At 55.5% G+C, this 25,050-nt stretch carries 23 protein-coding genes, 4 pseudogenes and 1 riboswitch; of the genes and pseudogenes, 16 read left to right on the top strand and 11 right to left on the bottom strand.

The window, feature by feature from the left end:
- Positions 1-102: 102 nt before the first annotated feature.
- From HA51_RS02555 to HA51_RS27270, 6 genes and pseudogenes are all read left to right on the top strand, one after another.
- Positions 103-1,308, top strand: a complete 1,206-nt coding sequence (locus tag HA51_RS02555) for an SfnB family sulfur acquisition oxidoreductase (protein ID WP_084931710.1) — start codon at positions 103-105, stop codon at positions 1,306-1,308.
- A 9-nt stretch (positions 1,309-1,317) separates the two neighbouring features.
- The gene (locus tag HA51_RS02550; RefSeq protein WP_084931709.1) at positions 1,318-2,520 is read left to right on the top strand and encodes an SfnB family sulfur acquisition oxidoreductase; all 1,203 of its coding nucleotides are present in this window, start codon (positions 1,318-1,320) and stop codon (positions 2,518-2,520) included.
- Positions 2,517-3,878: an LLM class flavin-dependent oxidoreductase gene (locus HA51_RS02545; RefSeq protein ID WP_084931708.1), complete on the top strand. Its 1,362-nt coding sequence runs from the start codon at positions 2,517-2,519 to the stop codon at positions 3,876-3,878. The genes HA51_RS02550 and HA51_RS02545 overlap by 4 nt, the downstream gene beginning before the upstream one ends.
- A gap of 20 nt (positions 3,879-3,898) precedes the next feature.
- The gene (locus HA51_RS02540; RefSeq protein ID WP_084931707.1) at positions 3,899-4,699 is read left to right on the top strand and encodes a MetQ/NlpA family ABC transporter substrate-binding protein; all 801 of its coding nucleotides are present in this window, start codon (positions 3,899-3,901) and stop codon (positions 4,697-4,699) included.
- A gap of 2 nt (positions 4,700-4,701) precedes the next feature.
- Positions 4,702-5,571: pseudogene (locus HA51_RS27275) on the top strand (methionine ABC transporter ATP-binding protein); the annotation flags it as partial.
- Positions 5,563-6,057 (top strand): annotated as a pseudogene (locus tag HA51_RS27270) (methionine ABC transporter permease); the annotation flags it as partial. The pseudogenes HA51_RS27275 and HA51_RS27270, both read left to right, overlap by 9 nt.
- A 134-nt stretch (positions 6,058-6,191) precedes the next feature.
- Here HA51_RS27270 and HA51_RS02530 read toward each other — a convergent pair.
- Positions 6,192-7,094: a LysR family transcriptional regulator gene (locus HA51_RS02530; RefSeq protein ID WP_084931705.1), complete on the bottom strand. Its 903-nt coding sequence runs from the start codon at positions 7,092-7,094 to the stop codon at positions 6,192-6,194.
- 100 nt (positions 7,095-7,194) lie between these two features.
- Here HA51_RS02530 and HA51_RS02525 point away from each other — a divergent pair, with 100 nt between their 5' ends.
- From HA51_RS02525 to crcB, 6 genes and pseudogenes are all read left to right on the top strand, one after another.
- On the top strand, positions 7,195-8,262 hold the full coding sequence (locus HA51_RS02525) for an SDR family oxidoreductase (protein WP_084931704.1): 1,068 nt from the start codon (positions 7,195-7,197) through the stop codon (positions 8,260-8,262).
- A 489-nt stretch (positions 8,263-8,751) separates the two neighbouring features.
- Positions 8,752-8,821: riboswitch (Fluoride riboswitch) on the top strand.
- Between the two features lie 78 nt (positions 8,822-8,899).
- Entirely contained in the window at positions 8,900-9,808 is a 909-nt protein-coding gene (locus HA51_RS02515) for a DHHA2 domain-containing protein (RefSeq protein ID WP_084931703.1), read from the top strand.
- Entirely contained in the window at positions 9,805-10,230 is a 426-nt protein-coding gene (locus HA51_RS02510) for a universal stress protein (RefSeq protein WP_084931702.1), read from the top strand. The genes HA51_RS02515 and HA51_RS02510 overlap by 4 nt, the downstream gene beginning before the upstream one ends.
- Positions 10,231-10,245: 15 nt before the next feature.
- Positions 10,246-11,462, top strand: a pseudogene (gene eno, locus HA51_RS02505) (phosphopyruvate hydratase); the annotation flags it as partial.
- Between the two features lie 115 nt (positions 11,463-11,577).
- Complete coding sequence (locus HA51_RS02500) at positions 11,578-12,285, top strand: 2,3-bisphosphoglycerate-dependent phosphoglycerate mutase (protein WP_084932075.1); 708 nt, start codon at positions 11,578-11,580, stop codon at positions 12,283-12,285.
- 2 nt (positions 12,286-12,287) lie between these two features.
- Positions 12,288-12,662: a fluoride efflux transporter CrcB gene (gene crcB, locus HA51_RS02495; protein ID WP_211282889.1), complete on the top strand. Its 375-nt coding sequence runs from the start codon at positions 12,288-12,290 to the stop codon at positions 12,660-12,662.
- Positions 12,663-12,829: 167 nt separating this feature from the next.
- Here crcB and HA51_RS02490 read toward each other — a convergent pair whose 3' ends face one another.
- The 3 genes and pseudogenes from HA51_RS02490 to HA51_RS02480 all read right to left on the bottom strand — a co-directional run bounded on the left by HA51_RS02490 (position 12,830) and on the right by HA51_RS02480 (position 16,299).
- Positions 12,830-13,231, bottom strand: coding sequence for a VOC family protein (locus tag HA51_RS02490; protein WP_084931700.1), 402 nt, complete (start codon positions 13,229-13,231; stop codon positions 12,830-12,832).
- 132 nt (positions 13,232-13,363) lie between these two features.
- Positions 13,364-15,461, bottom strand: a pseudogene (locus HA51_RS27735) (tyrosine-type recombinase/integrase).
- 1 nt (position 15,462) lies between these two features.
- Complete coding sequence (locus tag HA51_RS02480) at positions 15,463-16,299, bottom strand: tyrosine-type recombinase/integrase (protein WP_084931699.1); 837 nt, start codon at positions 16,297-16,299, stop codon at positions 15,463-15,465.
- A gap of 97 nt (positions 16,300-16,396) precedes the next feature.
- On the opposite strand from HA51_RS02480, the gene HA51_RS02475 reads away from it, so the two are divergent.
- Complete coding sequence (locus HA51_RS02475; RefSeq protein WP_084931698.1) at positions 16,397-16,783, top strand: winged helix-turn-helix transcriptional regulator; 387 nt, start codon at positions 16,397-16,399, stop codon at positions 16,781-16,783.
- 118 nt (positions 16,784-16,901) lie between these two features.
- Here HA51_RS02475 and HA51_RS02470 read toward each other — a convergent pair whose 3' ends face one another.
- From HA51_RS02470 to HA51_RS02450, 5 genes are all read right to left on the bottom strand, one after another.
- Positions 16,902-17,516, bottom strand: coding sequence for a hypothetical protein (locus tag HA51_RS02470; RefSeq protein ID WP_084931697.1), 615 nt, complete (start codon positions 17,514-17,516; stop codon positions 16,902-16,904).
- Between the two features lie 166 nt (positions 17,517-17,682).
- Positions 17,683-18,312, bottom strand: a complete 630-nt coding sequence (locus HA51_RS02465) for an NrsF family protein (RefSeq protein WP_084931696.1) — start codon at positions 18,310-18,312, stop codon at positions 17,683-17,685.
- Positions 18,305-18,856, bottom strand: coding sequence for a sigma-70 family RNA polymerase sigma factor (locus tag HA51_RS02460; protein WP_084931695.1), 552 nt, complete (start codon positions 18,854-18,856; stop codon positions 18,305-18,307). Before HA51_RS02460 ends, HA51_RS02465 begins: the two co-directional genes overlap by 8 nt.
- 17 nt (positions 18,857-18,873) lie before the next feature.
- Positions 18,874-20,103 carry a protein-disulfide reductase DsbD family protein gene (locus HA51_RS02455; protein ID WP_084931694.1) on the bottom strand — a complete coding sequence of 410 codons (1,230 nt, stop codon included), beginning with the start codon at positions 20,101-20,103 and terminating at the stop codon, positions 18,874-18,876.
- Positions 20,104-20,118: 15 nt separating this feature from the next.
- Positions 20,119-20,691 carry a peroxiredoxin gene (locus tag HA51_RS02450; RefSeq protein ID WP_034830263.1) on the bottom strand — a complete coding sequence of 191 codons (573 nt, stop codon included), beginning with the start codon at positions 20,689-20,691 and terminating at the stop codon, positions 20,119-20,121.
- A 144-nt stretch (positions 20,692-20,835) separates the two neighbouring features.
- On the opposite strand from HA51_RS02450, the gene HA51_RS02445 reads away from it, so the two are divergent.
- Entirely contained in the window at positions 20,836-21,378 is a 543-nt protein-coding gene (locus HA51_RS02445; protein WP_084931693.1) for a chorismate mutase, read from the top strand.
- Between the two features lie 29 nt (positions 21,379-21,407).
- Here HA51_RS02445 and HA51_RS02440 read toward each other — a convergent pair whose 3' ends face one another.
- Positions 21,408-21,872, bottom strand: coding sequence for an SRPBCC family protein (locus HA51_RS02440; RefSeq protein WP_084931692.1), 465 nt, complete (start codon positions 21,870-21,872; stop codon positions 21,408-21,410).
- A gap of 60 nt (positions 21,873-21,932) precedes the next feature.
- Positions 21,933-22,598 carry a TetR/AcrR family transcriptional regulator gene (locus HA51_RS02435; RefSeq protein WP_084931691.1) on the bottom strand — a complete coding sequence of 222 codons (666 nt, stop codon included), beginning with the start codon at positions 22,596-22,598 and terminating at the stop codon, positions 21,933-21,935.
- A 79-nt stretch (positions 22,599-22,677) separates the two neighbouring features.
- On the opposite strand from HA51_RS02435, the gene HA51_RS02430 reads away from it, so the two are divergent.
- A complete protein-coding gene (locus tag HA51_RS02430) occupies positions 22,678-24,195 on the top strand; it encodes an MDR family MFS transporter (protein WP_084931690.1) in 1,518 nt (505 codons plus the stop codon).
- 263 nt (positions 24,196-24,458) lie between these two features.
- Positions 24,459-25,010 (top strand): C40 family peptidase, encoded by a 552-nt coding sequence (locus HA51_RS02425; RefSeq protein WP_084931689.1) that lies wholly within the window; start codon positions 24,459-24,461, stop codon positions 25,008-25,010.
- Positions 25,011-25,050 lie beyond the last annotated feature (40 nt).

The following is a 25,050-nucleotide window of genomic DNA, read 5'->3' as shown; positions in this document are numbered from 1 at the left end:
CTCCTGATTATCATCCCTTTCAAATAGTTATTCACGCTGCGCCGCACGCTTTATTTCCGTGCTGGCGGGTTATTCACTACGCCGTTAAAAGTGAAATCAACGATGACACAAAATAATCATTCCCCTGAGCAACAGGCTACGGTATTGACCAGTGATGCACAGGCGATTGCCGCTGCGCATCATATTGCTGAGCAAGCTAAGTCCGGTGCGGTGGAGCGCGATCAACAGCGCATTTACCCGCTGACGCTGCTCAACCAGTTCACACTGCTGGGGTTAGGCAGCATCAGTGTGCCTAAGCAATTTGGCGGTGCAGGACTCTCTTTTCAGACCGTGGCGGAAGTGTTTCGTGTGATCTCTGCGAGCGATCCTTCACTGGGACAAATTCCACAAAACCACTTTGGTTTAATTCAGTTCATCCTCGGAGAAGGAGAACCTTCACAACAGCAGCAGTTACTCAGTGCCGTGGTGCAAGGACAACGTCTTGGGAACGGCGGACCGGAAAAAAACAGCAAACATACGCGTGATGTGCAAACACAGTTAGTGACAACGTCACATGGTCTTACACTCTCAGGTGAAAAATTCTATTCAACTGGCGCGATGTTTGCGGACATCCTGGTAACCACCGCAATGCAGGCAGAACAACCTGTGATGGTGTTCATCCCACTGCCCACGAAAGGGGTAGAGATTGTGGATGACTGGTCAGGCATGGGGCAGCGCACGACCGCCAGCGGCACGGTGAAATTGCAGCAGGTAGCGGTGAATCCCACCCTCATCATGCCATTACCCAGCAGTGATAAACCCACATTGCGCGGAGCGGTTTCTCAACTGATTCAGGCTGCAATTGATGCGGGGATTGCTCAAGGTGCGCTGGACGACGCACTCGAATTTGTGCGCAGCAGCTCACGACCCTGGGTGGATGCCGGAGTTAGCCGCAATGCGGATGATCCCTACATTCTGGCTGATGTTGGACGTATCAGCACCGAGCTCAGCGCCGCGAATGCGTTGCTGAGACGTGCCGCACGCATTCTCGACAGCATTGATCAACAGTCGTTTACCGCTGACGACTGTGCTCGTGCTTCGATTGCTGTCGCCGAAGCTAAAGTGCTGACTACGGAGATTGCACTACGCGCTAGCGAGAAATTACTTGAATGGGGAGGCAGTCGCGCCACGTTGCTGCGCCATGGCCTCGATCGCCACTGGCGCAATGCGAGGACGCATACGTTGCACGATCCGCTGCGCTGGAAAAATCATGCCATCGGAAATTACTACCTGAACGGCGTGCAACCTGCGCGTCATGCCTGGATTTAAGGAGAGTTTATGACGCAGGTTTCCCCCAAACATCCCGCACAGCGAATCAGCAACGCAATGCAAGCCTTACAGGTGACGCATGAACTGGCCGACGCTTTCCGCAGTGGTGCTGCACGACGCGATCGGGCGCGTGAGCTGCCGCATGCGGAACTACAACGCTATTTTCAATCTGGCCTGGGCGCAGTGACCGTGCCACAAGAATTTGGTGGCATTGGCCTTTCTTGCGCCGATCTTGCCGCCATTTTCGTCCTGCTCAGCGCTGCGGATGGTTCGATTGGTCAGGTGCCACAAAACCACTTTTATGCCCTTGAAGTGCTGCGTATCAACGGCAGTGAAGCACAGAAAAAACGGCTATATGCAGAGGTGTTGGCGGGCATCCATCTCGGCAATGCGTTAGCCGAGTTCAGCTCTTCTGCCGCGCACCAACGATCAACCGCCATCACACAGCAGCCAGAGGGCTTGCGTCTTAACGGTGACAAGTTCTATGCCACAGGCGCGCTGTTTGCCGATCGCATTCCTACTCTGGCATTGGCTGATGAAGGTAAAGAGCAACTGGTCTTTGTGCCGCGCTATCAGGATGGCGTCACGGTGATAGATGACTGGAGCGGCTTTGGGCAACGCACCACGGGCAGCGGTAGTGTGCAATTCCGCGAGGTTGAGATTGCTGCTGATGACGTCGTGCCATTTCAGACTGCCTTCGAGCGGCCAACTACCGTGGGGCCATTTGCGCAAATCATGCACGCCGCGGTTGATCAAGGGATTGCGCGTGAAGCTTTTAACGATCTGTTGGCCTTTGTGCGTGAACGTGCTCGCCCATGGCCGGACAGTGGGGTGACGCAGGCAAGCGAGGACCCCTTAACGCTTGATCGCATTGGCCGATTGGCCGCACGACTCAGCGCGGGGGATGCCCTCCTGGCTATCGCCGGAGATGCCGTCGATGCCGCACAGCGAGACAGCAGCGCTGAAAAGGTTGCGCTTTCCTCGGTGGAGGTGGCGAAAGCACGGGCCTGGACCACAGACGTGTCGCTGGAAGCGGGGAATTTACTGTTCGAGTTGGGCGGATCGCGCTCCAGCTTGCGTGAGCACAATCTGGATCGCCATTGGCGCAATGCGCGCACCCATACGCTGCACGATCCGGTGCGCTGGAAATATCCGGCGATCGGTAACTACCTGCTTAACGGTGTCCTGCCGCCGCGTCGGGGGACAATATGAGTCAGAAGCAGATCTTACTTAATGCTTTTAACATGAACTGTGTTGGGCACATCCATCATGGCATGTGGACGCATCCACAAGATCGCTCCGTGGATTTCAATTCGCTGTCCTATTGGCTGGATTTGGCGCGGTTGCTGGAGCGCGGCCTGTTTGATGGCCTGTTTATTGCTGACATTCTTGGTGTTTATGACGTGTATCAACAGGGGATTGGATTGACCGCAAGTGAGTCAATTCAGTTACCGGTTAACGATCCATTAATGCTGATATCAGGCATGGCTAGCGTGACGCAACATCTTGGTTTTGGTGTGACAGCAAACCTGAGTTATGAAGCGCCATATCCTTTCGCTCGCCGTTTCTCCACCTTGGACCACCTCACTCAGGGTCGCATTGGCTGGAATATCGTTACCGGTTACCTCGATAGTGCCGCACGTGCGATGGGGCAGCATCAGCTGCAGGCCCACGACCGTCGTTATGACCAGGCTGATGAGTTTCTCGACGTGGCTTATCAATTGTGGGAAGGCAGTTGGCAGGATGATGCCTTGCAAGCGGACAAGGCTAAACGGCTCTACGCTGATGCCAGCAAGATCCATGAAATCAACCATCAGGGTGAATTTTATCAGGTGCAGGGCTATCACTTGAGCAGCCCGTCACCACAGCGCACACCGCTGCTGTTTCAGGCCGGTTCTTCAGCGCGTGGCGTGCAGTTTGCCGCGCGTCATGCTGAGTGCTCATTTGTGAATGCGGCTTCCCCTACGGCGATGCGGGAACAGTCTCAGCGCTTACGACAAGCTGCGGTGGCAGCGGGGCGTCATGCTGACGATCTACGCATTTTTATGGGCGTTAGCGTGATCGTGGCGCCCACCGAAAGGGAAGCGCAGGAAAAGCAGCGTAGCTATCTCGAATATGCCAGTCCCGAAGCGGGCATTGCCCATTTCTCCAGCTCTATTGGTCTCGATCTCGCGGCCTTTGGTCTGGATGAACCGATACAAACGGGTGATACCCGCGCGATCGAATCCGTCAGTAAAGCTTTTAGCGGCTGGACACGGCGCCGTTTGCTGGAACAGCACGCCATGGGCAGTCGTTATCCGCTGATTGTCGGCAACCCTTCGCAGGTTGCGGATGCACTGATCAAGTGGATCGACGAAGGTGATATTGATGGCTTCAATCTGACTCGCATCCTTAACCCGCAAAGCTACCGCGATTTTATCGACTTGGTGGTGCCTGAATTACAGCAGCGTGGCCGCTATAAGACGGCTTATCAACCCGGCAGCCTGCGACAAAAAATTTTCCAACAGCAAGATCGTTTGCCCGATCGCCATCCGGCAGCACGCTGGCGGCCGGCTCCTCACCTTCGTTAATTTAACCTCAGGGATTCGACATGAAGATTGCACACTTATTGGCACTCAGTGCCGCGATATTTACCGCCAGCGCTTTTGCTGCCAACGATTACAGCGGCCCGCTGAAAGTGGGCACCACGGCGGCTTTCGCGCCGCCGCTGGAAACCGCCGTGGCCGAAGCTAAAAAGCAGGGATTGGAAGTACAGCTGGTAGAGTTCACCGACTGGACGGCACCTAATGTCAGCGTTGAGAACGGCGACATTGACGTTAACCTGTTTCAACACAAACCGTTTTTAGAGAATGCCAATCAGCAGGGCGGATTTCATTTAGTCCCTTATGCACCTGCCATCATTAATAACGTGGGGCTTTATTCGAAAAAGCACACGGCATTGGATCAAATCCCAGACGGCGGTACTGTGGCGATTGCAAACGATCCCATCAACGGTGCGCGTGGCCTATTGCTGTTGCAGAAAGCTAAATTAATCACCCTCAAGCCCGGTGCTGGATTGAAATCGACGGTTGATGATATCGCCAGCAACCCAAAACACTTGAAGATCATCGAAGTGGAGGCGGTGCAGCTATCACGTTCGCTGGATGAGGTTGATTTGGCTCAAGGCTATCCACACTATCTGCGTTTGTCCAAAACCATCGATCCGAACAATGCATTGCTGTTTGATGGCCTGGAGCACCCAGAATATGTGATCCAATTTGTGATTCGTGACGGCCATCAGAATGATCCTCGTCTGAAGCAATTTGTGGAAATCTATCAGCATTCGCCTGTGGTGCGCGCCAAATTGGATGAGTTCTACGGCAAGCTGTATCAGCCGGGTTGGAGCCAGTAAACATGGTGAGTCTGACGATTCCCGGAGAGCGTGATGCGCTGATAACGCCCGCCCAGCAGGGCCATAGCAGCGTTCATGTGCAGATTCGCCATCTGAATAAACGCTACCCAGGCCAGGCTCAAGATGCCCTGAAAGCCATTGATTTACAGGTCAAGCGCGGTGAAATCTTTGGCATTATTGGTCGCAGTGGTGCGGGGAAATCGACGCTGATCCGCTGTCTCAATCGGTTGGAAAATCCCACACAGGGGTCGGTGGTGATTGATGGGATTGATCTCGGCCAATTGAGTGCGCGTGAGCTGGTTGAGTGGCGTCGCCGCACCGGGATGATCTTTCAGCACTTCAACTTGCTTTCGGCCAAAACGGTTCGAGAAAACATCGAGTTGCCGTTAAAAGTAGCGGGCGTGCCCGCACCGCAACGGCGGCAAAAGGTTGATGAGTTACTGGCGCTGGTGGGGCTGGAAGAGCGTCAACATGCGTGGCCAGCGCAACTTTCCGGTGGCCAGAAGCAGCGTGTTGGTATCGCGCGTGCGCTGGTGCATGATCCAGAACTGTTGTTGTGCGATGAGGCGACATCCGCGCTCGATCCTGAGACCACGCGTTCCATTCTGGCGCTGCTTAAGAAAATCAATCAGCAGCGACACATTACTATCGTGCTGATCACCCATGAAATGGATGTGGTGCACCATCTGTGTCACCAGGTAGCAGTTATCGATCAAGGCGAAATCATTGAGCGTGGCCCGGTATGGCAGGTGTATAGCGATCCGAAGCAGGAAACCACGCGCCAATTGCTCAACCCTCAATTTGGTACGCTGCCCGAAGCGCTGCAAACCTTGTTATCACCCACTCGTCAGCGGCAGGATTCGCGCGTATTGGGTTGGGTAGTGAATCTGTTTCGTTCGATTCCCTTTTTGATACTGATGGTGGCACTAATCCCCTTCACCCGCTGGATTGTCGGTACCACCTATGGAGTTTGGGCGGCAGTGGTGCCGTTGACGCTTGCCGCCACGCCTTTTTTTGCTCGAATCGCTGAGGTGAGTTTGCGAGAAGTGGACAAAGGCTTGACCGAAGCGGCGCAGGCGATGGGATTTCACCGCTGGCATATTGTCTGGCATGTGCTGCTGCCGGAGGCGCGTCCGGGCATTGTCAGTGGTTTTACCATTACGTTGGTGACAATGATCAATGCGTCGGCGATGGCGGGTGCCATTGGCGCAGGCGGCTTGGGCGATCTGGCTTATCGCTATGGCTACCAGCGCTTTGATATGCAGGTGATGCTGACGGTAATTGTGGTGCTGGTGGCGCTTGTGACCGTGCTGCAGTTTTGTGGTGACCGATTGTCGCGGCGGTTGAATCATCGTTAATGTTTTTGGCATCACGTAATCATTTGCGCTGTTGAGGCAATGCGTAGGGGTTTACGAAGGCCATACTCGCGCAAGAACTGACGCCATTAATGCAATGCGCAATGGGTCTGTAGCGGCGAGATTTATCTCGCTTGCTAACGAATCTGCAATCCTTCCAACGCCGCCAGCAACGCATCGACTTTCGGTAACAGCTGCTTTCGGCGCGGCCATATCAGCGTCAGCGCCAATCCATCGGGCTGTTGCTCGGGCAGAATGATCTCCAGTTCACCGCGCGCCAGCGGCTCACGCGCCAGCCACGATGGCATCTGCGCCACGCCTAAACCGCCGCACACTGCCTGCACTTGCGCATCGACATCGCCCAGCGCCATGCGGTGTGGCACCTCTCGCCAGTGCGGGTGCCCGTCGGCGGTGGTAAACAGCCACGGCTTGGTGCTGCCATCCACGCGTTCATACATAATGGCCCGATGCTGTAATAACTCGTTTTCACTCGCTGGACGGCCAGCACGCGCTAAATAGTCTGGCGCTGCACAAAATACCATGCGCTCGCGGCCCATCTGTCGGCAGCCGAGAGACGCAGGGACATCGGGTGCTCCACCGATGCGCACCGCCACATCAATCCCCTCATCAAACAAGTCAATAAAGCGATCGGAGAAGGTCAGGTTGAGTTCCAGCTCAGGATGTTGCTGGCAAAAAGGAATTAACACTGGCATCACGCCGAGACGGCCATACGTGTTGGGCACCGCAACGCGCAAGCGCCCAGAAGGAATACTGCGCTGCGCTGCCAGCACCGCTTCTGCTTCTGCCAATTCTTCCATGATGCGCAAGCAGGTTTGATAATAGGCGTTACCGGCATCCGTGAGCTTCAGGCTGCGGGTGGTGCGTTCCAGCAGGCGTGAACCGAGGCGAGTCTCAAGCCGGGTCACGCTTTTACTGACTGCCGAACCCGTGAGATGCAGACGTTCTGCCGCTGCTGCAAAACTGCCGCTCTCGACGCTGGCTACAAAGGGGACGATGTCTTTCAGACGCTGATCGTGCATTGATTCGTGAATCCAGGTTATGAATGATGTGAATTTACGCCAGAGATAAGAACTCAATTCTCTATTAAGCTCATCATTACTGAAACAGAGGAGAATTGAAATGCAAAAACACGCGTTAATTGTGGGCATCAGTGGGGTTATTGGGCGTGCGCTGGCAGAGAAACTGCAGCAAGAGGGTTGGCAAGTGACAGGACTTTCGCGTGGACGCGGAGCGATTCCTGAGGGCTGCCGTAGCCTGACTGCCGATCTCACTGATGCGAATGCCGTGAGTGCTGTGCTGGCAAAAGAGAAACCGGATGCGCTGTACTTCAGCGTGTGGTCCCGCCAGGAGAATGAAAAAGAGAATATCCGTGTGAACGGCGGCATGGTGCGCAATGTGATTGAAGCCTTGGGCGATCGTTTAAACGGTGCACATGTGGCGCTGGTGACTGGTCTGAAACACTATCTTGGGCCATTCGAAGCTTACGGCAAAGGCGCGGTCCCGGTGACACCTTTCCGTGAAGAGCAGGGGCGTCAGCCGGTCGATAACTTCTATTACGCACAGGAAGATGAGGTTTTCGCGGGAGCAGAGCAATACGGCTATCGCTGGAGCGTGCATCGTCCACACACCATTATTGGCTATGCGCTGGGCAACGCCATGAATATGGGCCAGACCTTGGCGGTTTATGCCAACCTGTGCCGTGAGAAAGGCTGGCCATTTATCTTCCCAGGTTCACCAGAGCAGTGGAATGGTCTGGCCGACGTCACTGATGCAAGTCTGCTGGCAGAACAGTTATTTTGGGCGACCACTGCCAAGGAAGCCGCCAATCAAGATTTCAATGCGGTGAACGGTGATGTGTTCCGTTGGAACTGGCTGTGGCCGCGTCTGGCAGCGTATTTCGGCATTGAGGCCGCAGCCTATCCGGCGCAGATTATGCCGCTGGAGGGACGCATGCAGGATGCGGAAGAGGCATGGCGTGAGATTGCCGCACGCGAGAATTTACTTGAGGCGGACATCAACAAGCTGGCTTCCTGGTGGCACACTGATGCCGATCTGGGACGCCCGATGGAAGCGTTCACGGATATGAGCAAAAGCCGCAAAGCCGGATTTACCGGCTATCGCGCAACGCTGGATTCGTTTATCAGCTTGTTCGAAAAGCTGAAAGCAGAGAAAGTGATTCCACAGTGACGTTTTGATTTTTAACACTCTGTGTGGAGCAATGCGCGCACGACAAATCTGTACCATTTCGCAGTAGGGTCGCCATTCGTGGCGACCGTTTACACGTATTCCAATTTATGTGGAATGCAATTTAAACAAAAAAATGAGCAATTATACCTCATGGGCTGGAATCCAGAGCTTCACTTATTCAGCCTTAAATTGCTGCAGTCATCCGTACCGGCTGCTGCGTCTGACTTGAGGACGTTCTGGCGTATCTGCCCGCACTGCGCGTGGTGGTACTGGCCGGTGCCGTAGCGGCTCAGACCCGCTGGACGGTCAGTCACCTGCGCCCCGGCGTCACGGTGCTGGTAATGCCGAACCCCAGCCCGCTGTCGCTCTGCACGAGTCCGGTGGTGCCGGAAAACATCCGCCGGATGCTCCACAAGGCACACGCTGCGCTGGCGGGCCGAGGGCGTCAGCAGAATAATACTGACAGGTTTTCCGTCCGGTTCTATACTCAGAGTACAGGGTGATGGCGTTCCACCTTTCCCAACCGCTCCGTTCCGGAGCTGATGACGCCTGATGCGACTCTTGATTTTCATGAGGTGCGTCAGGCCGTCCATACTTTCTTCCCGGCCTGCGTACTTCCCTTTATGGGGAGATACCCTTGATACACGTTTTTGGCCACATCAATCCTGACAGCGACGCTATCTGTACGGCCGTCGTCACCGCGCACTGGCTTACCGGGCGCGGCATGGACGCCCGCGCATGGCGTCTCGGCGAGGCTAACCGCGAAACCCGCTTTATCTTTGACGCCGCCGGACTTACGCTGCCGCCGCTGCTTGATATTCCTTTACAGGATGAACAGGTCTGGCTGGTCGATTTCACCGAGCCGGCGCAGGGGCCTGACGACCTGCTCCGGAGCAACGTCGTGGGCATCACTGACCACCACCGGCTGGGCGGGCTGATAACGCAACTGCCGCCGGAGGTGCACATTCGCCCGGTAGGCAGCAGCGCCACGCTGCTCTGGCTGCTGATGAACGCTGAAGCGCACCGCACGCTCCCCCCGACGCTCGCCATTCTTCTGCTGGGCGCACTCCTGAGCGACACCGTGAATCTTCGCTCGCCCACCACGACCGAAGACGATATCCGCTCGGTTACCGAACTGGTCGTTCTTTCCGGCGTGAACCGCAAAACCTTCGCCCGTGACCTCCTTACCGCAAAAACAGACGTCACCGGCCTCGGCGCACAGCAGTTGCTGGACAGGGACCTCAAGGCCTTCGTCATTGCCGGCACCGACGTGCGCATCGCCCAGATTGAGGTCAGCTCACTGTCACAGGTTGCCCCCGTGATGGACGACCTGCTCGCAGCCCTGGCGTATCTGGCAGACCAGTCGGGTGCCGCCCTGGCGGTGCTGATGCTGACCGACATTCGCGCCGGGTTTTCAACGCTTTACTTCGCCGGGCGGGAGAGCGTCAACGCCGCCTCCTGCTCCGTACCGGGCATGCTCAGCCGCAAAAAGCAGCTTCTGCCGTGGCTTGAGTCCCGCCTTAACCAGAACGGGAGTTCATTATGACCTGCTACACCCACGCACTGATCCTTGTGAACGATAAAGATGACGGCATCCTCCTGCTGAAACGCGCGGTCGCGCTGGCGCAGCCGCTCGGCATGAAAATCACCCTGGCGCACATCAGCGACGACTACCGGGAGATGAACTACGTGTCCGACAGCCTGATGGACGACGTCGTGTCGGAGGAAGTGGTGAAGGCCAAGGCGTTTCTGAGCGAGCTGGCGGCCTCCGTGCCTGAGAAGGTCGATACGCGGGAGCTGGTCACCATGCACCGTTTTGAGGACGTGGAGAAGTGCATCGCGGAGCTGGGCGTGGACCTCGTGCTTGCCGGGCACCGCAACCGCTTTATGGGAATGCTCACCTCCCGCTCGGCGGAATACATCAACCACCTCACGGTGGATGTGCTTATCACTCACCTGACTGACTGAACCGGGAGAAACACTATGCGCTTTACACTGGATAACGTGACCGCCCGTGAAATTCTTGACTCGCGCGGCAACCCCACCGTTGAAGTCGAAGCCCGGACCGCGGACGGGATGATGGCGCGCGCTCGGTGCCTTCCGGGGCCAGCACCGGGTCGCGCGAGGCCGCAGAGCGCCGCGACGACGACGCCCGCCGTTTTGGCGGCAAAGGCGTACTGGATGCCGTCAGGTCGGTTAATACGGAAATCTGCCAGGCCGTGCGCGGCAGCGACGTGCGCGGGCAGCGGCAGCTGGACAACATCATGCTGGCGCTGGACGGCACGGAGAACAAGAGTCGGCTGGGTGCCAATGCCATTCTGGGCGTGTCGCTTGCGGTGGCCCGGCTGGCGGCTCAGGCCTCACACGAGCCGCTGTGGCGCTACCTGGGGGGCCTGCAGGCAAACCTGCTGCCCGTGCCGTGCATGAACATAATTAACGGCGGCGTGCACGCCCGCGGTCAGGGCGCGGACTTTCAGGAGTTCATGATAGCCCCGCACGGCGCGCCCACGCTGCGCGAGGCCGTGCGTCAGGGCAGCGAGGTCTACCAGGCGCTGCGCCAGATCCTGCTGGACAAAAACCTCTCAGCGGCAGTGGGCGACGAAGGTGGTTTTGCGCCCGCCGTATCGTCAAACCGCGACCCGCTGGCGTTTATCGTGCAGGCGATTGAGAAGGCGGGATACCGGCCCGGAGAGGACATCAGCATCTGCATGGACCCTGCCTCAAGTGAGTTTTTCGCAGACGGTCAGTATCATCTGCGCACCGAGGGCAGCGCGCTGAGCGCGGCGGAAATGACGGCGTACTACGGCGAGCTGATGGACCAGTTTCCGATCATCCTGCTGGAAGACGGTCTGGCCGAGGACGACTGGGCGGGCTGGAAGCATCTGCACCGGCAGCTCGCGGGCCGGGCCGAGCTGGTTGGCGACGACCTGTTTGTCACCAACGTGAAGTACATTCAGCGCGGCATAGACGAAAACCTCGCCAGCGCCGCGCTGATTAAGCTCAATCAGATAGGCTCGCTCAGCGAAACGCTGGACGCCGTGGCGCTCTGCCAGCGGCACGGCTGGGGCGCGTTCATGTCCCACCGCAGCGGGGAAACGACGGACACGTTCCTTGCCGACCTGACCGTAGCCCTGCGCGCAGGACACCTGAAAACCGGCGCGCCGTGCCGCGGCGAACGCGTGGAAAAGTACAACCAGCTGATGCGCATTGAGCAGGCGCTGGGTGACGATGCTCACTACGCGGGGCTTCATGCGTTTGTGCGCCGCAAGTAACACATCCGCCGGACGGGGAACGTCCGGCACAAAGGGAATGCCTGTGGCACCTGCAACGCTGATCCTTTTGCGCCACGGCGAAAGCCAGTGGAACCGGGAAAACCGTTTTACCGGATGGACGGACGTGCCGCTGACGGTCCGGGGGCAGCAGGAGGCCGACCGGGCCGGTGACGCGATGCGGGTAGCGGGCCTGATGCCCGACCGGGTCTTCACCTCGGTTATGACGCGCTGCGTTCACACGGTCTGGCGGGTGCTGGACCGTCTTGACCGCAGCTGGACGCCCGTGGAAAAGAGCTGGCGACTGAACGAGCGCCACTACGGTGCGCTGCAGGGGCTAAACAAGGACGACGCTGCCCGGATGATGGGGGAAGAGACCGTCCGGCTCTGGCGCAAAAGCTTCAGCGGCATTCCGCCCGCGGACGCAGAGGCTCCGGCGCAGCTGCGTCGGGATCTGCGCTACCGCCGCGTTGCGCTGGCCGACCTACCTGCAACGGAAAGCCTGGAAATGACGTTGCGCCGCGTCATGCCGTACTGGCACCACGTTGTAGTGCCACAGCTGCGCTGCGGAAGTACCGTTCTGATCGTGGCGCACGGCAACACGCTGCGCGCCCTGACCGCCTTTCTGGACGGCATGCCCCACGACAGTGTGGCACAGTTGCATATCCCGACCGGCGTGCCGGCCGTATACCAGATGGATGCGACCGCACAGGTCGTGTGCCGTTATGTTCTGAATATTAAAATAAAGGAGTGAACGTGAATCAGCTTTTTGCCGTCATCACCGGCGGTGCTTTAGGGTGTATTATCCGCTGGCAGCTGGGCGCGCGCCTGAACGCGCTTTTTCCGGACCTGCCGCCGGGGACGCTGCTGGTAAACCTGCTGGGTGGATTTATCATCGGGGCGGCGCTGGCGTATTTTCTGCGCCATCCCGGCCTCGATCCGGCCTGGCGGCTGCTCATTACCACCGGGCTGTGTGGCGGAATGACGACCTTCTCCACATTCTCAGCTGAGGTTTTTGCCCTGCTGCAGTCAGGCAGCTATGCCTGGGCAGCCGCCTCGGTGCTGATACACGTGCTGGGTTCGCTGGCTATGACGGCGGCCGGATTTTATATCATGACGCTGTGTGGTTAACCCGGACCGCAGGGCCTTTAATCCAGGGGAGACCTCAGTGTAGCGGTCGCTGCACTGAGGTCAGACAGTTCAGTATATTGTTCAGAAGCACTCTCTGCAGGCCTGACCCGACAGGGTTTACTCTTGTAATGCTTCGCGTAAATCCGAGGCACTGTCGTGACAGAGTTTCAGGTCTGCCTGTTCTGGTAAAGGTCCCAGCGATTGCCATAGATGTCCTCAAACACGACAACCATTCCGTATTCTTCCTCCCGCGGCTCCTGACAGAAGTGGACGCCTTTTGCCTTCATGGCATTGTAGTCGCGCCAGAAATCGTCGGTCTGCAGGAACAGAAAAACCCGTCCGCCGCACTGATTGCCGATAAAGCCTTCCTGCCGGTCGTTCGACGCGCGGGCAAGAAGAATAGCACAGTCGCTGTCAGGGCTCGGCGTCACCACGACCCAGCGCTTACCCGGCTGCGGCGTGTCCTCAATCAGGGTAAAGCCCAGCTTATCGGTGTAGTACTCAATTGCACGATCGTAGTCATCGACCACGACAGCCACATATCCCATACATCGCTTCTGTTTTCTCATCTGCTGCTCCATCAGTTACGGCATCTCGCCCTCTATAATCAGATTTATATCAAATACGGCGTTCAGTTGTCTGTACTGATTCTGCACTGATTCCCTCAGGCCGGACATTGTAAGCATCTGAACCCTGATCCGTCAGGATGGTGGGCCCAGTCTTGTGAGAGCCTGCTCAACCTTTTCAGCATCCTGATCCAGTATGGCTCTCTCATCGGGAGTGAGCGGGACCTCTTCGAGGTAACGCCGGATGGATGCTTTACTCTCCAGTATCAGCCCGCGCGCGCTGTCCTTCAGCAGGTTAAAATCGCAGCCGATGCAGGCCATCCGGTGCGGGCAGCTGCTCCAGAAAGGATTTGTGCAATACGAATCGCCCAAATCATAGTAGGTCGCGGGACCGGTCAGGCTGGCGGCTTCAGGATCGTGATCAATCAGCACGCTTATCATGTGAGCGACCCTGTCTGCTTTGACGAACGAGGCGGCCAGCTGCGTCGGGCGGATACGGAGGTAATGCATGGTGGACTGCGGCGTTGAGTGCCCCGTCCACTGCATCAGTTCGTACAGCGACATGCCCTGTGGGACGCTGGCCAGGGCGGTTACCGCTGAGGCCCGCCCCCGGTGGCTGGTTATCGTTCCGCCGCTGTCTTCTGAAGGTACGCCCGCCCTTGCGCATAGCATTGGTATCACCGTACGGTTAAGAATGTCACCGCCGGCGGGCTTACCGCGGTACTGAAACAGAAGCCGGACTTTCTCACCGGTTCGCTCATCGGCGAGCATGGCCTGTTCTGCCGGACGCTCATCCAGCCAGAGGTCGACGTATTTTTTCACCACGGCGGCCACCGGTTTCACAAAGGCTTTTGAGGTTTTTCCGGCTGGGATATGCAGGTAGCACAGAGTACCGGCCATGATGATGCTGCCGTCCTCCTTTACAATGTCGTCCGCCTGCGGCGCAATGCACCCGGTGGTCAGGCGGAGCAGCTCACTTTTCCTCAGCCCCGCATGGGTCCAGATGATGGCCATCGCCTGCAGCATGGCAAGCGGATAGTGTATTTCAGTGAGAAGGTCTTCCTGACGCAGATTCAGGCTGGCCCAGATGAGCTTCAGCCAGACCGGATCGTCGATAACCCGGGGATTGACGCCGCGACGGAAAAGGGGCGTATCCGGTGTGGAAAGATGGCGGGCAGGGCTGAAGCGCAGGCGCCCCCAGCCCCAGTTTTCATAATCGATCATAAAACGGCGCAGTGAATAGATAAAATTCGCCCTGGAATGCGGCATCATGGGCTCGCCGGAGCGAACCGACTTCCGGGTGCCCCTTTCCGTGCCCAGCTGCAGCTCATCTACGTTCATCCGGCCTACCGCCGCGATGAAGCTGGCGCAGGTCTCCATCGTCCAGTCTGAAGGTTCCCGCACCTCCGGATGCTCACGGGCGAGCCAGAGACCACTGCGCAGGGCAAAGCTGTACTGGGTTTCGCGGGTGCGCGGCCTGAGCACTGACGTTTCCCGCCAGCGCCGGCACCAGTGCACCCAGGCCGGATCGATGCCTTCTACCGGCTTTTCATACCATCATGTGTAGTTTCGCATTCTCATCGGAGCGCTGAAAATGCCCAGCGCGGCAAGTGCGTGTGAAACGCGGCCGACGTAACGGGATACCCGCGCGCCAGAGGAGTTCAGGCGTAAACGTCTCCAGACGCGGATCCCGGTTCATAATCATCAGCGTGGCCAGTATGCCTGAGACATGATTTTTCTGGCTGGCCGGGGCATAACCCAGCGACGTCAGCGTATCCGTCAGACGGTCCAGTTCCTGATGATAAAAATCCTGGCCGAAGATGGCAGAGGCGTAGAGGGCGGGTTTGCGTATATCGGGGAGGCTGAGCGGATCATGAAATCCCGCCAGATGCCATGTAAAGGCGGCCATTAACGGGCGGCCCTCCCGGACTTCCCGGCAGAGCGTCAGCCAGCGTTCCTGCGGCCAGCACCAGCAGGGCAGGCCGGCTGCATGCATCTCGCGCAGCAGTCTGGCTATGATCAGTGCGGTGACTTTGCTGCCGGATCCGCTTCCGGAGGCAATGTCTGTCAGCGGTCTGATAAGGTCAGGCGCAGGCTTCATCCGCAGCATAGCGGACCGGCTGCCGGAGCTGGCCAGCATCGTCCGTTCAGCGGAAGTCAATGACCTTCCAGGCCGGTATTCATTCATGTCGAAAGGACGCCAGCTGCTTTCAATCGGTGCGTGTGAGCTCATGTTATTTCTCCTGGCTGAAAATAAGGTTCGCCATCCTGATATCTGCCGTCTCAATGGCACCGGCCATCCTGGCGGCAAGATCCCGTCCCGACAGGTGGATATAAACCTGGGTGGTCGCCGGATCGCGGTGCCCCGCATAGGTCGCAAGCTCGTGCAGCTTCCAGCCTGCGCGGGCCAGATGCGTCAGCCGCAGGTGCCGGAAGGTATGGGTTGAAATGTCAGGCATTCCTGACCCCAGCGCCCAGTTCCGCACCGTTTTGCTCCAGGTCCAGAAAGAAAGCGGCGCGCCCTGATTACGATCGGACGCGGAACGGAACAGGGCACCCCGGGCGACCCCGCTCTGCTTCATCTGCATAAGATGGGCTGCCAGCACAGGCACGGCTGCCGGGCTGTAACAGACAATTCGCTCGCGCCGGCTCTTGGTGGTTTCAGCCCGGATGCGGATGAGCCGGTGCGCGAAATCGAAGTCTTCAATATTCAGCGAGGTGATCTCAGACCGGCGCAGCGCGCCGTAATAGGTTAATGCCAGCATCAGGCGGTCACGCAGCGGGGAAGCGGCGGCACAAAAGAGAAAAGACTGCCACTGCGCATCGTCAGGAATGCGCGGCAGCTTTACGACGCGGGGAACCAGCCCCCGGCCGGTACTCAGCATGCCGGGCGTGCCGGATCGGGGCAGCGGATTGACCGTGCAGAGGTCCAGGTAAATGAGAAAGTCATACCAGAGGCGGATTGCAGACAGGCGAAGCTGGAGCGTGGCCTGCGCCCGGCCCAGATCGGATAACAGTTTCAGCCAGCGCTCTGCCAGCAACAGGACGTGTTCATTCGGTGGGATCAGCATTGCATTCACCTCTGTCAGCAGTTGTGCTGCTCAAAGTTTACTCAGCTAATGTTGCATTCCACTTAACTTACTATCAGATATATAAGGGTATATCGCCATGCAAAAAGTTATTGACAAACCATTGATTGATATAGGTAAAACGCGGCCTGTTTTGGAAAATATCACCAATAAATGGTCAATATTAATTCTCACGGTGCTTTGTACTCAGCCTTCTCGCTTCAATGAAATTCGTCGCCGGTTGGACGGCATAACCCATAAAGCGTTGGCAGACGCGCTTAAACGGTTAGAGCGCAATGGGCTGGTAAACCGAAAAGTGTTGCCTACTGCACCGGTGAGTGTTGAATACAGCATCACGCCGCTGGCACAAACTCTACAGCAGCCTTTTATGGCATTGGCGAGTTGGGCGATGGAGTACGGGCCGGAGATGGAGAGGGCACAGGCCGCCTACGACCTTACGCGAAAAGAAACAGAAGTTGATGCGTGATAGCCGGGGGAGCATGGATTTAGCTCCCCGCCATAGTTAATACTTAAGCTCATCCGTTAAGTTTTGATGAGGGTTAGTAATAACATCACGGCCGTTTACGCGTCTGATTTATAACTGTTTAAATAACAGGTTTAGATAACTCAGGAACCTTGGAGCTATTTTCAGCAATCAAAATCACTCCCCTTAATGAGTCATCGGGATGTATGCTCCAGATTTTATTTTCAGGAATAGAGAGTCCGTCATAACGTATTTTTGTACCATCATAGGGGTAAAACTTGCCTTCTTCTGTATTCAATACAAAAACCTGCAACAGACGAGACTTTTGCGCAATATATTTCCACAGTGCTTTGCCACCTTCATAGTGATGATGATCGCTCATCAAAGTAATGTTTTCTTTGACCACTAAGGTTTCATAAATACGGGTTGCCAAACCAAACCCTTGCATGATCTCCTGTACGACAATCCCTTCGACTTGAAGTGCTGAAGCGTCTTGCCAGAAGGCTTTAACGCTAAAACCCGAGAAGTTTTCGACTCGAGCAAGCTCTAAGGTGGCAATAACACGGTGGCGCATATCATTTTCGATTAATACGGGTCCGGCATCGACGACAGCAGCAAAAGGTGTCTTACGATCATAAATGATCCAATACGTTGTGCTACCCAACTCAAATTCATCAATAACATCAAAACGGCGTTGAAGGGTATTTGGACTGTATGACATCGGCATAATCGCCATATTTTAGTCACCCTTATTCAGTACCGGCATAGGTTTTCCCTTACTCAATATAAACTCTCCTTGTATTAACCTATCACAGCACGGATTATTGATGCCGCCAATTTATTGAGGGCCAGTTTCCAGAATTAAACATTAATTGATTAAGCATATTATCTCAACCAGCAGATTACCCCCATTTCACCCAGCGTTTGCCCAGCAACACCGTCATGGTCACAATCACGGCGATAGCGGCCAGATGCATGACGAAATCCATTGCATGCAAATGCACAGGATGACAAAACGCTAGCAACGTGACGGCCATGCAGGCGACACCCAATCCGGCCATTGCCAGGCTGCGTACCGGGTGGAGGGCGCGGGTGCGGCGCAGGCTGGCGATCATCAACATTATCATCGGGGTGCTGACCACCAGCAGGAACGTGAAGCAGCGTGTGCTGTCGTCATCGTGCGCTTCAATGACCGCGTGCGGAATACTGCTTAAACTCAAACCCAGCCACAGCAACCCCAATGGTAATAATGCTTTCCAGCTTAAACTGCGACGTCCTGCGATACTCATATTAAATGCGCTGCGAATCGCCAGCAGGCCGAGAGTAAAGGCCAAAGCTAACTGCACCGCCGCGCGCATCGCGCCGGGTTGCGACCAATCGGTTAGCGTACGCTGCACCAGAAAACTGGCGGCAATGCCACAAGGCAGCGCCAGTAACAGCCACATCAGCACACGCCATCCGGTGGGGCGCGGCGGTTTAACTGGCTGCATGTCGCGCCCGAGTTTTTCGATTAACAAATCATGATTATTCATGGTGTGCTCCAAAGCGACGCAGATTACTCAGCGCGCGATGCAACAGCGATTTCACCGCTGCCACACTTAAATTGTTATGTTCTGCCGCTTCCGTCAGGCTCATCTCTCGCAAATGAACATGTTCAACGATTTCACGTTGGCGCGAGGGAAGCTGGCGCAGGAATCCCGCCAGCTCCTCTTGGGTCTCCAGAGAAGGGGCTTCCGGCGCGATGGCGGCCTCAGTCAATGTCTCTTCATGGACTTCCCACTGCTGATGGCGGCCTCGACGCCGCAACGCATCCACGGCGCGTGCCGAGATGATAGCCATCAACCAGGGTAAAAACGGATATGCAGAATCGTAGGTGTGACGCACCCTATGCACTGTCAGCAGCACATCTTGTATCACATCATCCACTAATGCCTCTTCGGTGAGTTGCTTACGTATTTGCCCACGTATCACCGGCACCAGCGCTTTCAGCAGTCGGGTGTAGGCGAGTTGATCGCCCGCCTGCGCCCGTTCCATTAGCGCGGGCCAACTTTCACGCGCGCTATCGCTTGTTTGCATATTCCGCCTTGTTGCTATTACGCCTTGCTGCTGGCCGCCTGCAGTGCATTGACCACAATGCTTGGGGTCAGCACTTGCGGCAGCACTTTTGGCGGTCCGCCATCGGCCGGGTAAACCAGATACATCGGCAATCCGCCTTGGCCAAACTCGCTCATGGCGTCATCGACATCGGGGTTAAATTTGGTGGAGTCTGCCACCATATACAACGTACCGGTTTTAGCCAGCGCGTCTTTAACCGCTTGCGTCGAGAGTGAGGTTTTTTCATTTACCTGACAAGTGATGCACCATGATGCCGTGAAATCGACAAAGATGGCTTTGCCATGTCCGCGCTGTGAGGCAACGGCCTGCGGCGTCCATTTCTCTTTGGAGAGCTGTGCGGTGACCTGATCGCCAGCTAATCCTTCGCCCGGTTTAATCAACTGCGGCAAAGGTGCCAGTACGGCGACAATCAATACCGCGGTGACGGCGAACAGGACTTTATGGCCCTTACCGGCAAAACGGCGGTATTGCGCCATGCCATACAGCCAACCCGCGAAGGCTACCACAACCGACGCAGCTAACAGTGTAGCTAATGCCGCGCTGCCCGCCTGTTGCGCTAATACCCACACCAGCCAGGCGTAAGCCCCAAACATCGGGAAGGCCAGACCGCGTTTCAACACATCCATCCATGCACCTGGTCGTGGCAGGAACATTGCCAGACGCGGGAACAAGGAAACCAACGTGAAGGGCGCGGCAAAACCCAGTGCCAGTGCAAAGAAGATCACCAAGGCCACTGCTGGAGGTTGCACCAGCGCATAGCCAATGGCACTGGCCATGAAGGGCGCGGCGCAGGGGGTGGCAACGATAATCGCGAGCGCACCGGTGAGTGCAGATCGTAAGAATGCACCACGATTAATTTCCATGGCGCCAACACGCTGAGCAGACAAACCTACTTCAAATACGCCGAGCAAATTGAGTGCAGCGGCGAGGATCACCAGTGACAGCAGGGCGATAACCAAAGGCGATTGCAACTGGAAGCCCCAGCCGACCGCCGCCCCGCCAGCGCGCGCGGCCAATAGAATCCCAGCTAGCGCCATCATGGTGACAATCACACCAAGCAGGAAGCCCAAACCTTCGCGTCGCGCGCTGGCGGCGTTGTCCGTGTGGCGTAATAAACCCAGCGCTTTCAGTGAGATGACCGGAAAAACGCAGGGCATTAAGTTTAGAATGATGCCGCCAATGAAGGCGGCCAGCATGGCGGTTAACATCGCTGGCCTCTTTGCTTAGTTAGTTTGCGGATGTGCGTCGTCGTACTGCTTCACGGCGGCGAGGGCTTTCTCAATGTGCGTATCCGGGTTTCTATCAGTGTAACTCAGCAGGATGTTGCCATCCGGCGCAATCACATAGGAAGTACGATCGGAGAGCGTTTTCCCTTTCATTTGCATGGTGGTCTGGTATTCAGCAGCAATTTTGGCACCCGGATCCGCAGCGACCGCGAATTTGTCTCGGCACTCCAGTTTGGAGAAGTCGCTGACCTGATCGGTATTCCCGGCGGTTACACCAATAACGGTGGCGTGCATTTTGGTGAAGTTATCGGTGGCTTCGGCAAAATCATGCGCTTCAATGGTACAGCCCGCGCTGAATGCTGCAGGGAAGAAGTACAGCACAACAGGGCCTTTTTGCAGCGCTTTTTGTAGTGAGAAGGTCAGCGGTTTGCCGGCTAATGCACCTTGTAACTCGAAGTTCGGCGCTTTGGCACCCACAGGCAATGCGGCACTGGCGTTAAATGCGGTGGCAGAGAGGCCCAATGCGGCCGTGATGCTCAGGGTACAAACGAGGGTTTTGAACGATTTCATTATCTGCTCCTGCGATGTAAGGGAGGTCCGGTTTTGGTGATTCAATACTTCAGTTCGCTGGAGGTGTTGGAAAAGTTTCGGTGCCAGAAGAAAAAAGTTAAATTATCGGCGCAATGTGACTCATGGAAAAAGAGGCAAAGAGAGATGAATCGGAATTATTTCAGTAAAATCATTTTGTTAATTGGACTGTCTTGCTCTGCTACTGTTATGGCGGCGCCGGCGAAAAACAGTGATGTTGCTTCACTGATTAACCAACGGTTGTCCTATATGAAAGATGTCGCCGGTTACAAAGCGGCCAACCATCTTGCGATTGAAGATCTGCCGCAAGAAGAAAAGGTGCTGTCCAGTGCGGTGCAACAAGCTGAAAAGTTAGGCCTGGAAGGTGAGTCGGTTAAACCTTTCGTACAGGCACAGATGGACGCCGCAAAAGCCATCCAATACCGCTATCGCGCCGATTGGCTCTCAACGCCTGAACAGGGCTGGCAACCTTTACCGCTGGATCAGGTCAGGACCAAAATTAATGTGCTCAGCGTCAGCATTCTCAGTGGTATTCGCGCAGATTTAGCCCGAGGCGAACACTTTTCCGATAAAGCCACCTTTCTGCACGCACTTAATCAAACGCATTTGGCAGAGGGTGATAAAGCGCGGTTGTGGGAAGCTTTACAGAAAGTTCGTCTTAAGCAGTAGTAGTGATGAAGAAGCGGGGCAACATTGAATTAAAGTTGGCGCGCATAAGCCTCAAGTTGATCGGCAACGATCCCCCAGCCGGTATGGAAGCCCATTTTTTTATGTTCCGCTTTTGCTTCAGCATTACGGTGGCGTGCGATAGCCACGTAGCGCCTGCAGTCTGGGTTAAGCGGTTCCAGCAGCAGAATAGCGGTCATAAAGGGGTTTTCAGCGGGTTTCCAACCCTCAGTATAGTTATCAGTAAAAACCAGTTTGCGGCCGGGGATTAACTCCAGGAAAACGCCATCGTTGCGCATCTCGTTGCCCTCGACTTCAAATACCGTGTTGAAACGGCCGCCAGGACGCAAATCGATCTCACAACTTACCAACTGATGAGGTTTTGGCACAAAGAAGTGCTTGAGATGTTCTGGCGTGGTCCAGCAACGCCAAATGACATCAGCGGGTAGCTGTATCGTACGTTCCAGTTGTAGATCGGTTTCGGCATCGAGAATCACAAGGCTCTCCTGAACGCGTGGAATCAACGTTAGAAGTGTAGTTGCGGCCCAGAAAACCGGTTAACTGACCGGGCGAATACCGTGACAGAACAGACTTAACGTGTGCTGAACAATGATCTCTGTACTGAATCCCGGTTCATTGGCGAAACGTGTAAAGGGCACCAGAATCATGCTAAGAATTGAGGTCATCAGTAAGTCGGGATTGAGTTCAGCATTTAATAAGCCCTGTTGCTGCCAGCGCAAAATCAAAGCGCGGACTTTATCGCGGCCCGCGTGACCATAGCGTGATTTGATGTGCTGACCCAATCCATGCGAACCGCTGGTCACTTCTTGCATCCACAGGGGTGCGAACCAGTCATTACTCAGCACAATGTCGGCGATTTCACGAATAAATCCACTAAAAGTTGTGACAGGGTCACTATCATCGCTGTCGAAGTGGGCCTCAAGACGCTGGCGCAACGGTAAGAAACGCTCCTCTACAACCACATCCAGCAATGATTCCCGTGACTGGAAATAGTAATTGAGCATCGCTGGACTTACGCCGGCTTTTCGCGCGATAGCGTTCAGTGACGTCTCGGCAATGCCGCTCTCGGCGTACAACGCCAGCGTGATATCTAGCAGATGTTCACGCTGTTGGGCGTTTATCGCACCGCCACGCGGACGGCCTGGACGGCGTGGTTTGTCAGTGGGGCTTTTATCATCAGCAGGGACTTTTTGTGCGGTCATCTTTACGCGCTCACTTGTTTCATGTCAGACTTAGATCAATATTAATTGTGTATTTAATTAATTTCAATTGGTGTCTGACATGAAATCTAAAGAATTGGCGCCGCCATTGGGCCGCGGGGAAGAGAGTCCTCCTTCCGTTCGCTTGCTGATGGGCGCATTGATGCTGGTGATGCTGCTCTCCGCACTTGACCAGACCATCGTCTCAACTGCGTTACCGACCATCGTTGGCGAGCTGGGCGGCCTTGACCGCTTGTCGTGGATTGTCACTGCCTACATGCTGGCATCGACTATCGTTGTGCCGCTGTATGGCAAATTTGGCGATTTGTTTGGTCGTAAAACCGTATTGCAAATTTCGGTGGTGCTGTTTCTGATTGGCTCAGTGCTATGTGGGCTGGCGCAGAACATGGAGCAGTTGATTCTCACGCGTGCACTGCAAGGGCTGGGCGGCGGCGGGCTGATGGTGGTTAGCATGGCGGCAGTAGCCGATATTATTCCGCCTGCCGATCGCGGCAAATACCAGGGTTTGTTTGGTGGGGTGTTCGGTTTGGCGACGGTGGTGGGGCCATTACTCGGTGGCTTTATCGTGCAACATGCATCCTGGCGTTGGATTTTCTACATCAACTTACCGTTAGGATTGTTCGCGCTGCTGGTCATCAATGCGGTATTTAAAGCGAATACCAAGCGTAAACCGCATGAGATTGACTATCCTGGTGCCGTTTGTCTTAGCGTTGCATTGGTAGGTATTACGTTATTTACCAGTGAGGGAGGCACTGTCCGCGCATGGGGCGACCCGCAACTGTGGTGCATTTTGGCGTTTGGCTTGGTCGGTGTGATTGGCTTTATCTATGAGGAACGTCGTGCATGGGAACCCATTATCCCGCTCTCTCTGTTCCGCAATCGTAGCTTTTCGCTCTCCAGTTTGATGGCATTCATTGTGGGCATGTCGCTATTTGGCAGTGTGACCTTCTTGCCGCTCTATTTGCAGGTAGTTAAAGGATCAACACCGACGGAAGCCGGTTTGCAACTGTTGCCACTGATGGGCGGATTGTTGGTCACCTCGATCATCAGTGGTCGAATCATTAGTCGCACCGGTCGCTACCGGATGTTCCCGATTGCTGGCACGCTGCTGGCCACCTTGGGGATGGAGCTGATGACCACGCTGACGCTCAATTCACCGCTGTGGCAAATTTACCTTTATGCCTGTGTCTTAGGCATGGGGATGGGTATGGTGATGCAGGTGTTGGTACTGGCAGTACAAAACAGCGTGGCGCCAGATAGTATGGGCGTGGCAACGTCATCGGTAACGCTGTTCCGTTCCGTTGGAGGTTCAATTGGCGTGGCGCTTTTTGGTGCCATGTTTAGCCATGTGCTGAAATCGGGACTGACCAAACTTGTGGAGCAGGGCGACGTGCTGCCTGCCACCTTGGATCCGAATGCCGTACATCAATTACCCCATGATGTGCAGCAGGCTTATTTGCAGGTATTTAGCGAAGCGGTACATGCGGCATTTCAGATGGCGGCTGTTGTGATGGCGGTGGCATTCGTCCTCTCACTGTTCTTGCCAGAGTCCCCGTTGCGTAGTAAAGCCAAACAATAAAAAGAACCCTTCTTTCCTGCCCCGGCGCGATGACGCCGGAGGTGGGATGAAATAGCAGCAGAGTTGGGCGAACAAATAACCATTGCAGCGAAAATTGGTGAAAGAATATATAATTTTTATCTCAAATACATGATGTTACCTTTCCGTAAACTTAGGTAAAAAATCAGGAGATTAAAAGAATTCAGCGGTCAGCTATTTATTTCTGCAACTTTTTTGCGGTATAAGTCTCTAACCACTGTCTCCCTCAGCGAAAACGTCATCTCATGATCAACTCTGCGGCCAGCAAGATTATCGCCTGCCTGTTTTTATTCACCCTGGCAGGATGTTCATCCAAATCTTCCCACACTCCAGCGGATGAGAGTGTCGATACTTCAGCCGATGGTGGTAAGCAACCCGATTTGATTCCTGTGATTGCAGCATTGCACGATCAAATGCACTCATGGGAAGGGACCAAATATCAGTGGGGCGGCACTCAATTAACCGGCGTGGATTGTTCTGGGTTTGTCTGGCGAACCCTCAAAGACCGCTTCAATATTCCGATGGACCGCGTCACGACCCGCGAGTTAATTTCGATGGGGCAGCCGGTGGATAAAGCGCATCTACAACCCGGTGATTTAGTGTTCTTTCGCATCAAACATGAGTTACACGTCGGCTTTTATGATACCGATCATCAATTCCTTCATGCTTCGGTTAGTCAGGGTGTGATGCGTTCGTCACTGAATAATCCTTATTGGAAATCGGTGTATTTGGAAGCGCGGCGTTTACCGCGTGAGCAGAATTCGCAGATCAGTTTCAATTACAAAAATAAAGTCTGATGCAAAAAGAATCCCCGGCCTAGTACCGGGGATTTTTTTA

Source organism: Pantoea rwandensis (assembly GCF_002095475.1).
Taxonomy (GTDB): Bacteria; Pseudomonadota; Gammaproteobacteria; order Enterobacterales; family Enterobacteriaceae; genus Pantoea; species Pantoea rwandensis.
The sequence above is the reverse complement of the archived record's forward strand: the minus strand, read 5'-3'. Positions and strand labels throughout refer to the sequence as shown.

Excerpts from the sequence above, each read along its gene's own strand:
- HA51_RS02555 (WP_084931710.1), top strand. The coding sequence starts at position 103 with ATGACACAAAATAATCATTCCCCTGAGCAACAGGCTACGGTATTGACC.
- HA51_RS02550 (WP_084931709.1), top strand. The coding sequence starts at position 1,318 with ATGACGCAGGTTTCCCCCAAACATCCCGCACAGCGAATCAGCAACGCA.
- HA51_RS02545 (WP_084931708.1), top strand. The coding sequence starts at position 2,517 with ATGAGTCAGAAGCAGATCTTACTTAATGCTTTTAACATGAACTGTGTT.
- HA51_RS02540 (WP_084931707.1), top strand. The coding sequence starts at position 3,899 with ATGAAGATTGCACACTTATTGGCACTCAGTGCCGCGATATTTACCGCC.
- HA51_RS02530 (WP_084931705.1), bottom strand. The coding sequence starts at position 7,094 with ATGCACGATCAGCGTCTGAAAGACATCGTCCCCTTTGTAGCCAGCGTC.
- HA51_RS02525 (WP_084931704.1), top strand. The coding sequence starts at position 7,195 with ATGCAAAAACACGCGTTAATTGTGGGCATCAGTGGGGTTATTGGGCGT.
- HA51_RS02510 (WP_084931702.1), top strand. The coding sequence starts at position 9,805 with ATGACCTGCTACACCCACGCACTGATCCTTGTGAACGATAAAGATGAC.
- HA51_RS02490 (WP_084931700.1), bottom strand. The coding sequence starts at position 13,231 with ATGAGAAAACAGAAGCGATGTATGGGATATGTGGCTGTCGTGGTCGAT.
- HA51_RS02480 (WP_084931699.1), bottom strand. The coding sequence starts at position 16,299 with ATGCTGATCCCACCGAATGAACACGTCCTGTTGCTGGCAGAGCGCTGG.
- HA51_RS02475 (WP_084931698.1), top strand. The coding sequence starts at position 16,397 with ATGCAAAAAGTTATTGACAAACCATTGATTGATATAGGTAAAACGCGG.
- HA51_RS02470 (WP_084931697.1), bottom strand. The coding sequence starts at position 17,516 with ATGGCGATTATGCCGATGTCATACAGTCCAAATACCCTTCAACGCCGT.
- HA51_RS02465 (WP_084931696.1), bottom strand. The coding sequence starts at position 18,312 with ATGAATAATCATGATTTGTTAATCGAAAAACTCGGGCGCGACATGCAG.
- HA51_RS02460 (WP_084931695.1), bottom strand. The coding sequence starts at position 18,856 with ATGCAAACAAGCGATAGCGCGCGTGAAAGTTGGCCCGCGCTAATGGAA.
- HA51_RS02455 (WP_084931694.1), bottom strand. The coding sequence starts at position 20,103 with ATGTTAACCGCCATGCTGGCCGCCTTCATTGGCGGCATCATTCTAAAC.
- HA51_RS02450 (WP_034830263.1), bottom strand. The coding sequence starts at position 20,691 with ATGAAATCGTTCAAAACCCTCGTTTGTACCCTGAGCATCACGGCCGCA.
- HA51_RS02445 (WP_084931693.1), top strand. The coding sequence starts at position 20,836 with ATGAATCGGAATTATTTCAGTAAAATCATTTTGTTAATTGGACTGTCT.
- HA51_RS02435 (WP_084931691.1), bottom strand. The coding sequence starts at position 22,598 with ATGACCGCACAAAAAGTCCCTGCTGATGATAAAAGCCCCACTGACAAA.
- HA51_RS02430 (WP_084931690.1), top strand. The coding sequence starts at position 22,678 with ATGAAATCTAAAGAATTGGCGCCGCCATTGGGCCGCGGGGAAGAGAGT.
- HA51_RS02425 (WP_084931689.1), top strand. The coding sequence starts at position 24,459 with ATGATCAACTCTGCGGCCAGCAAGATTATCGCCTGCCTGTTTTTATTC.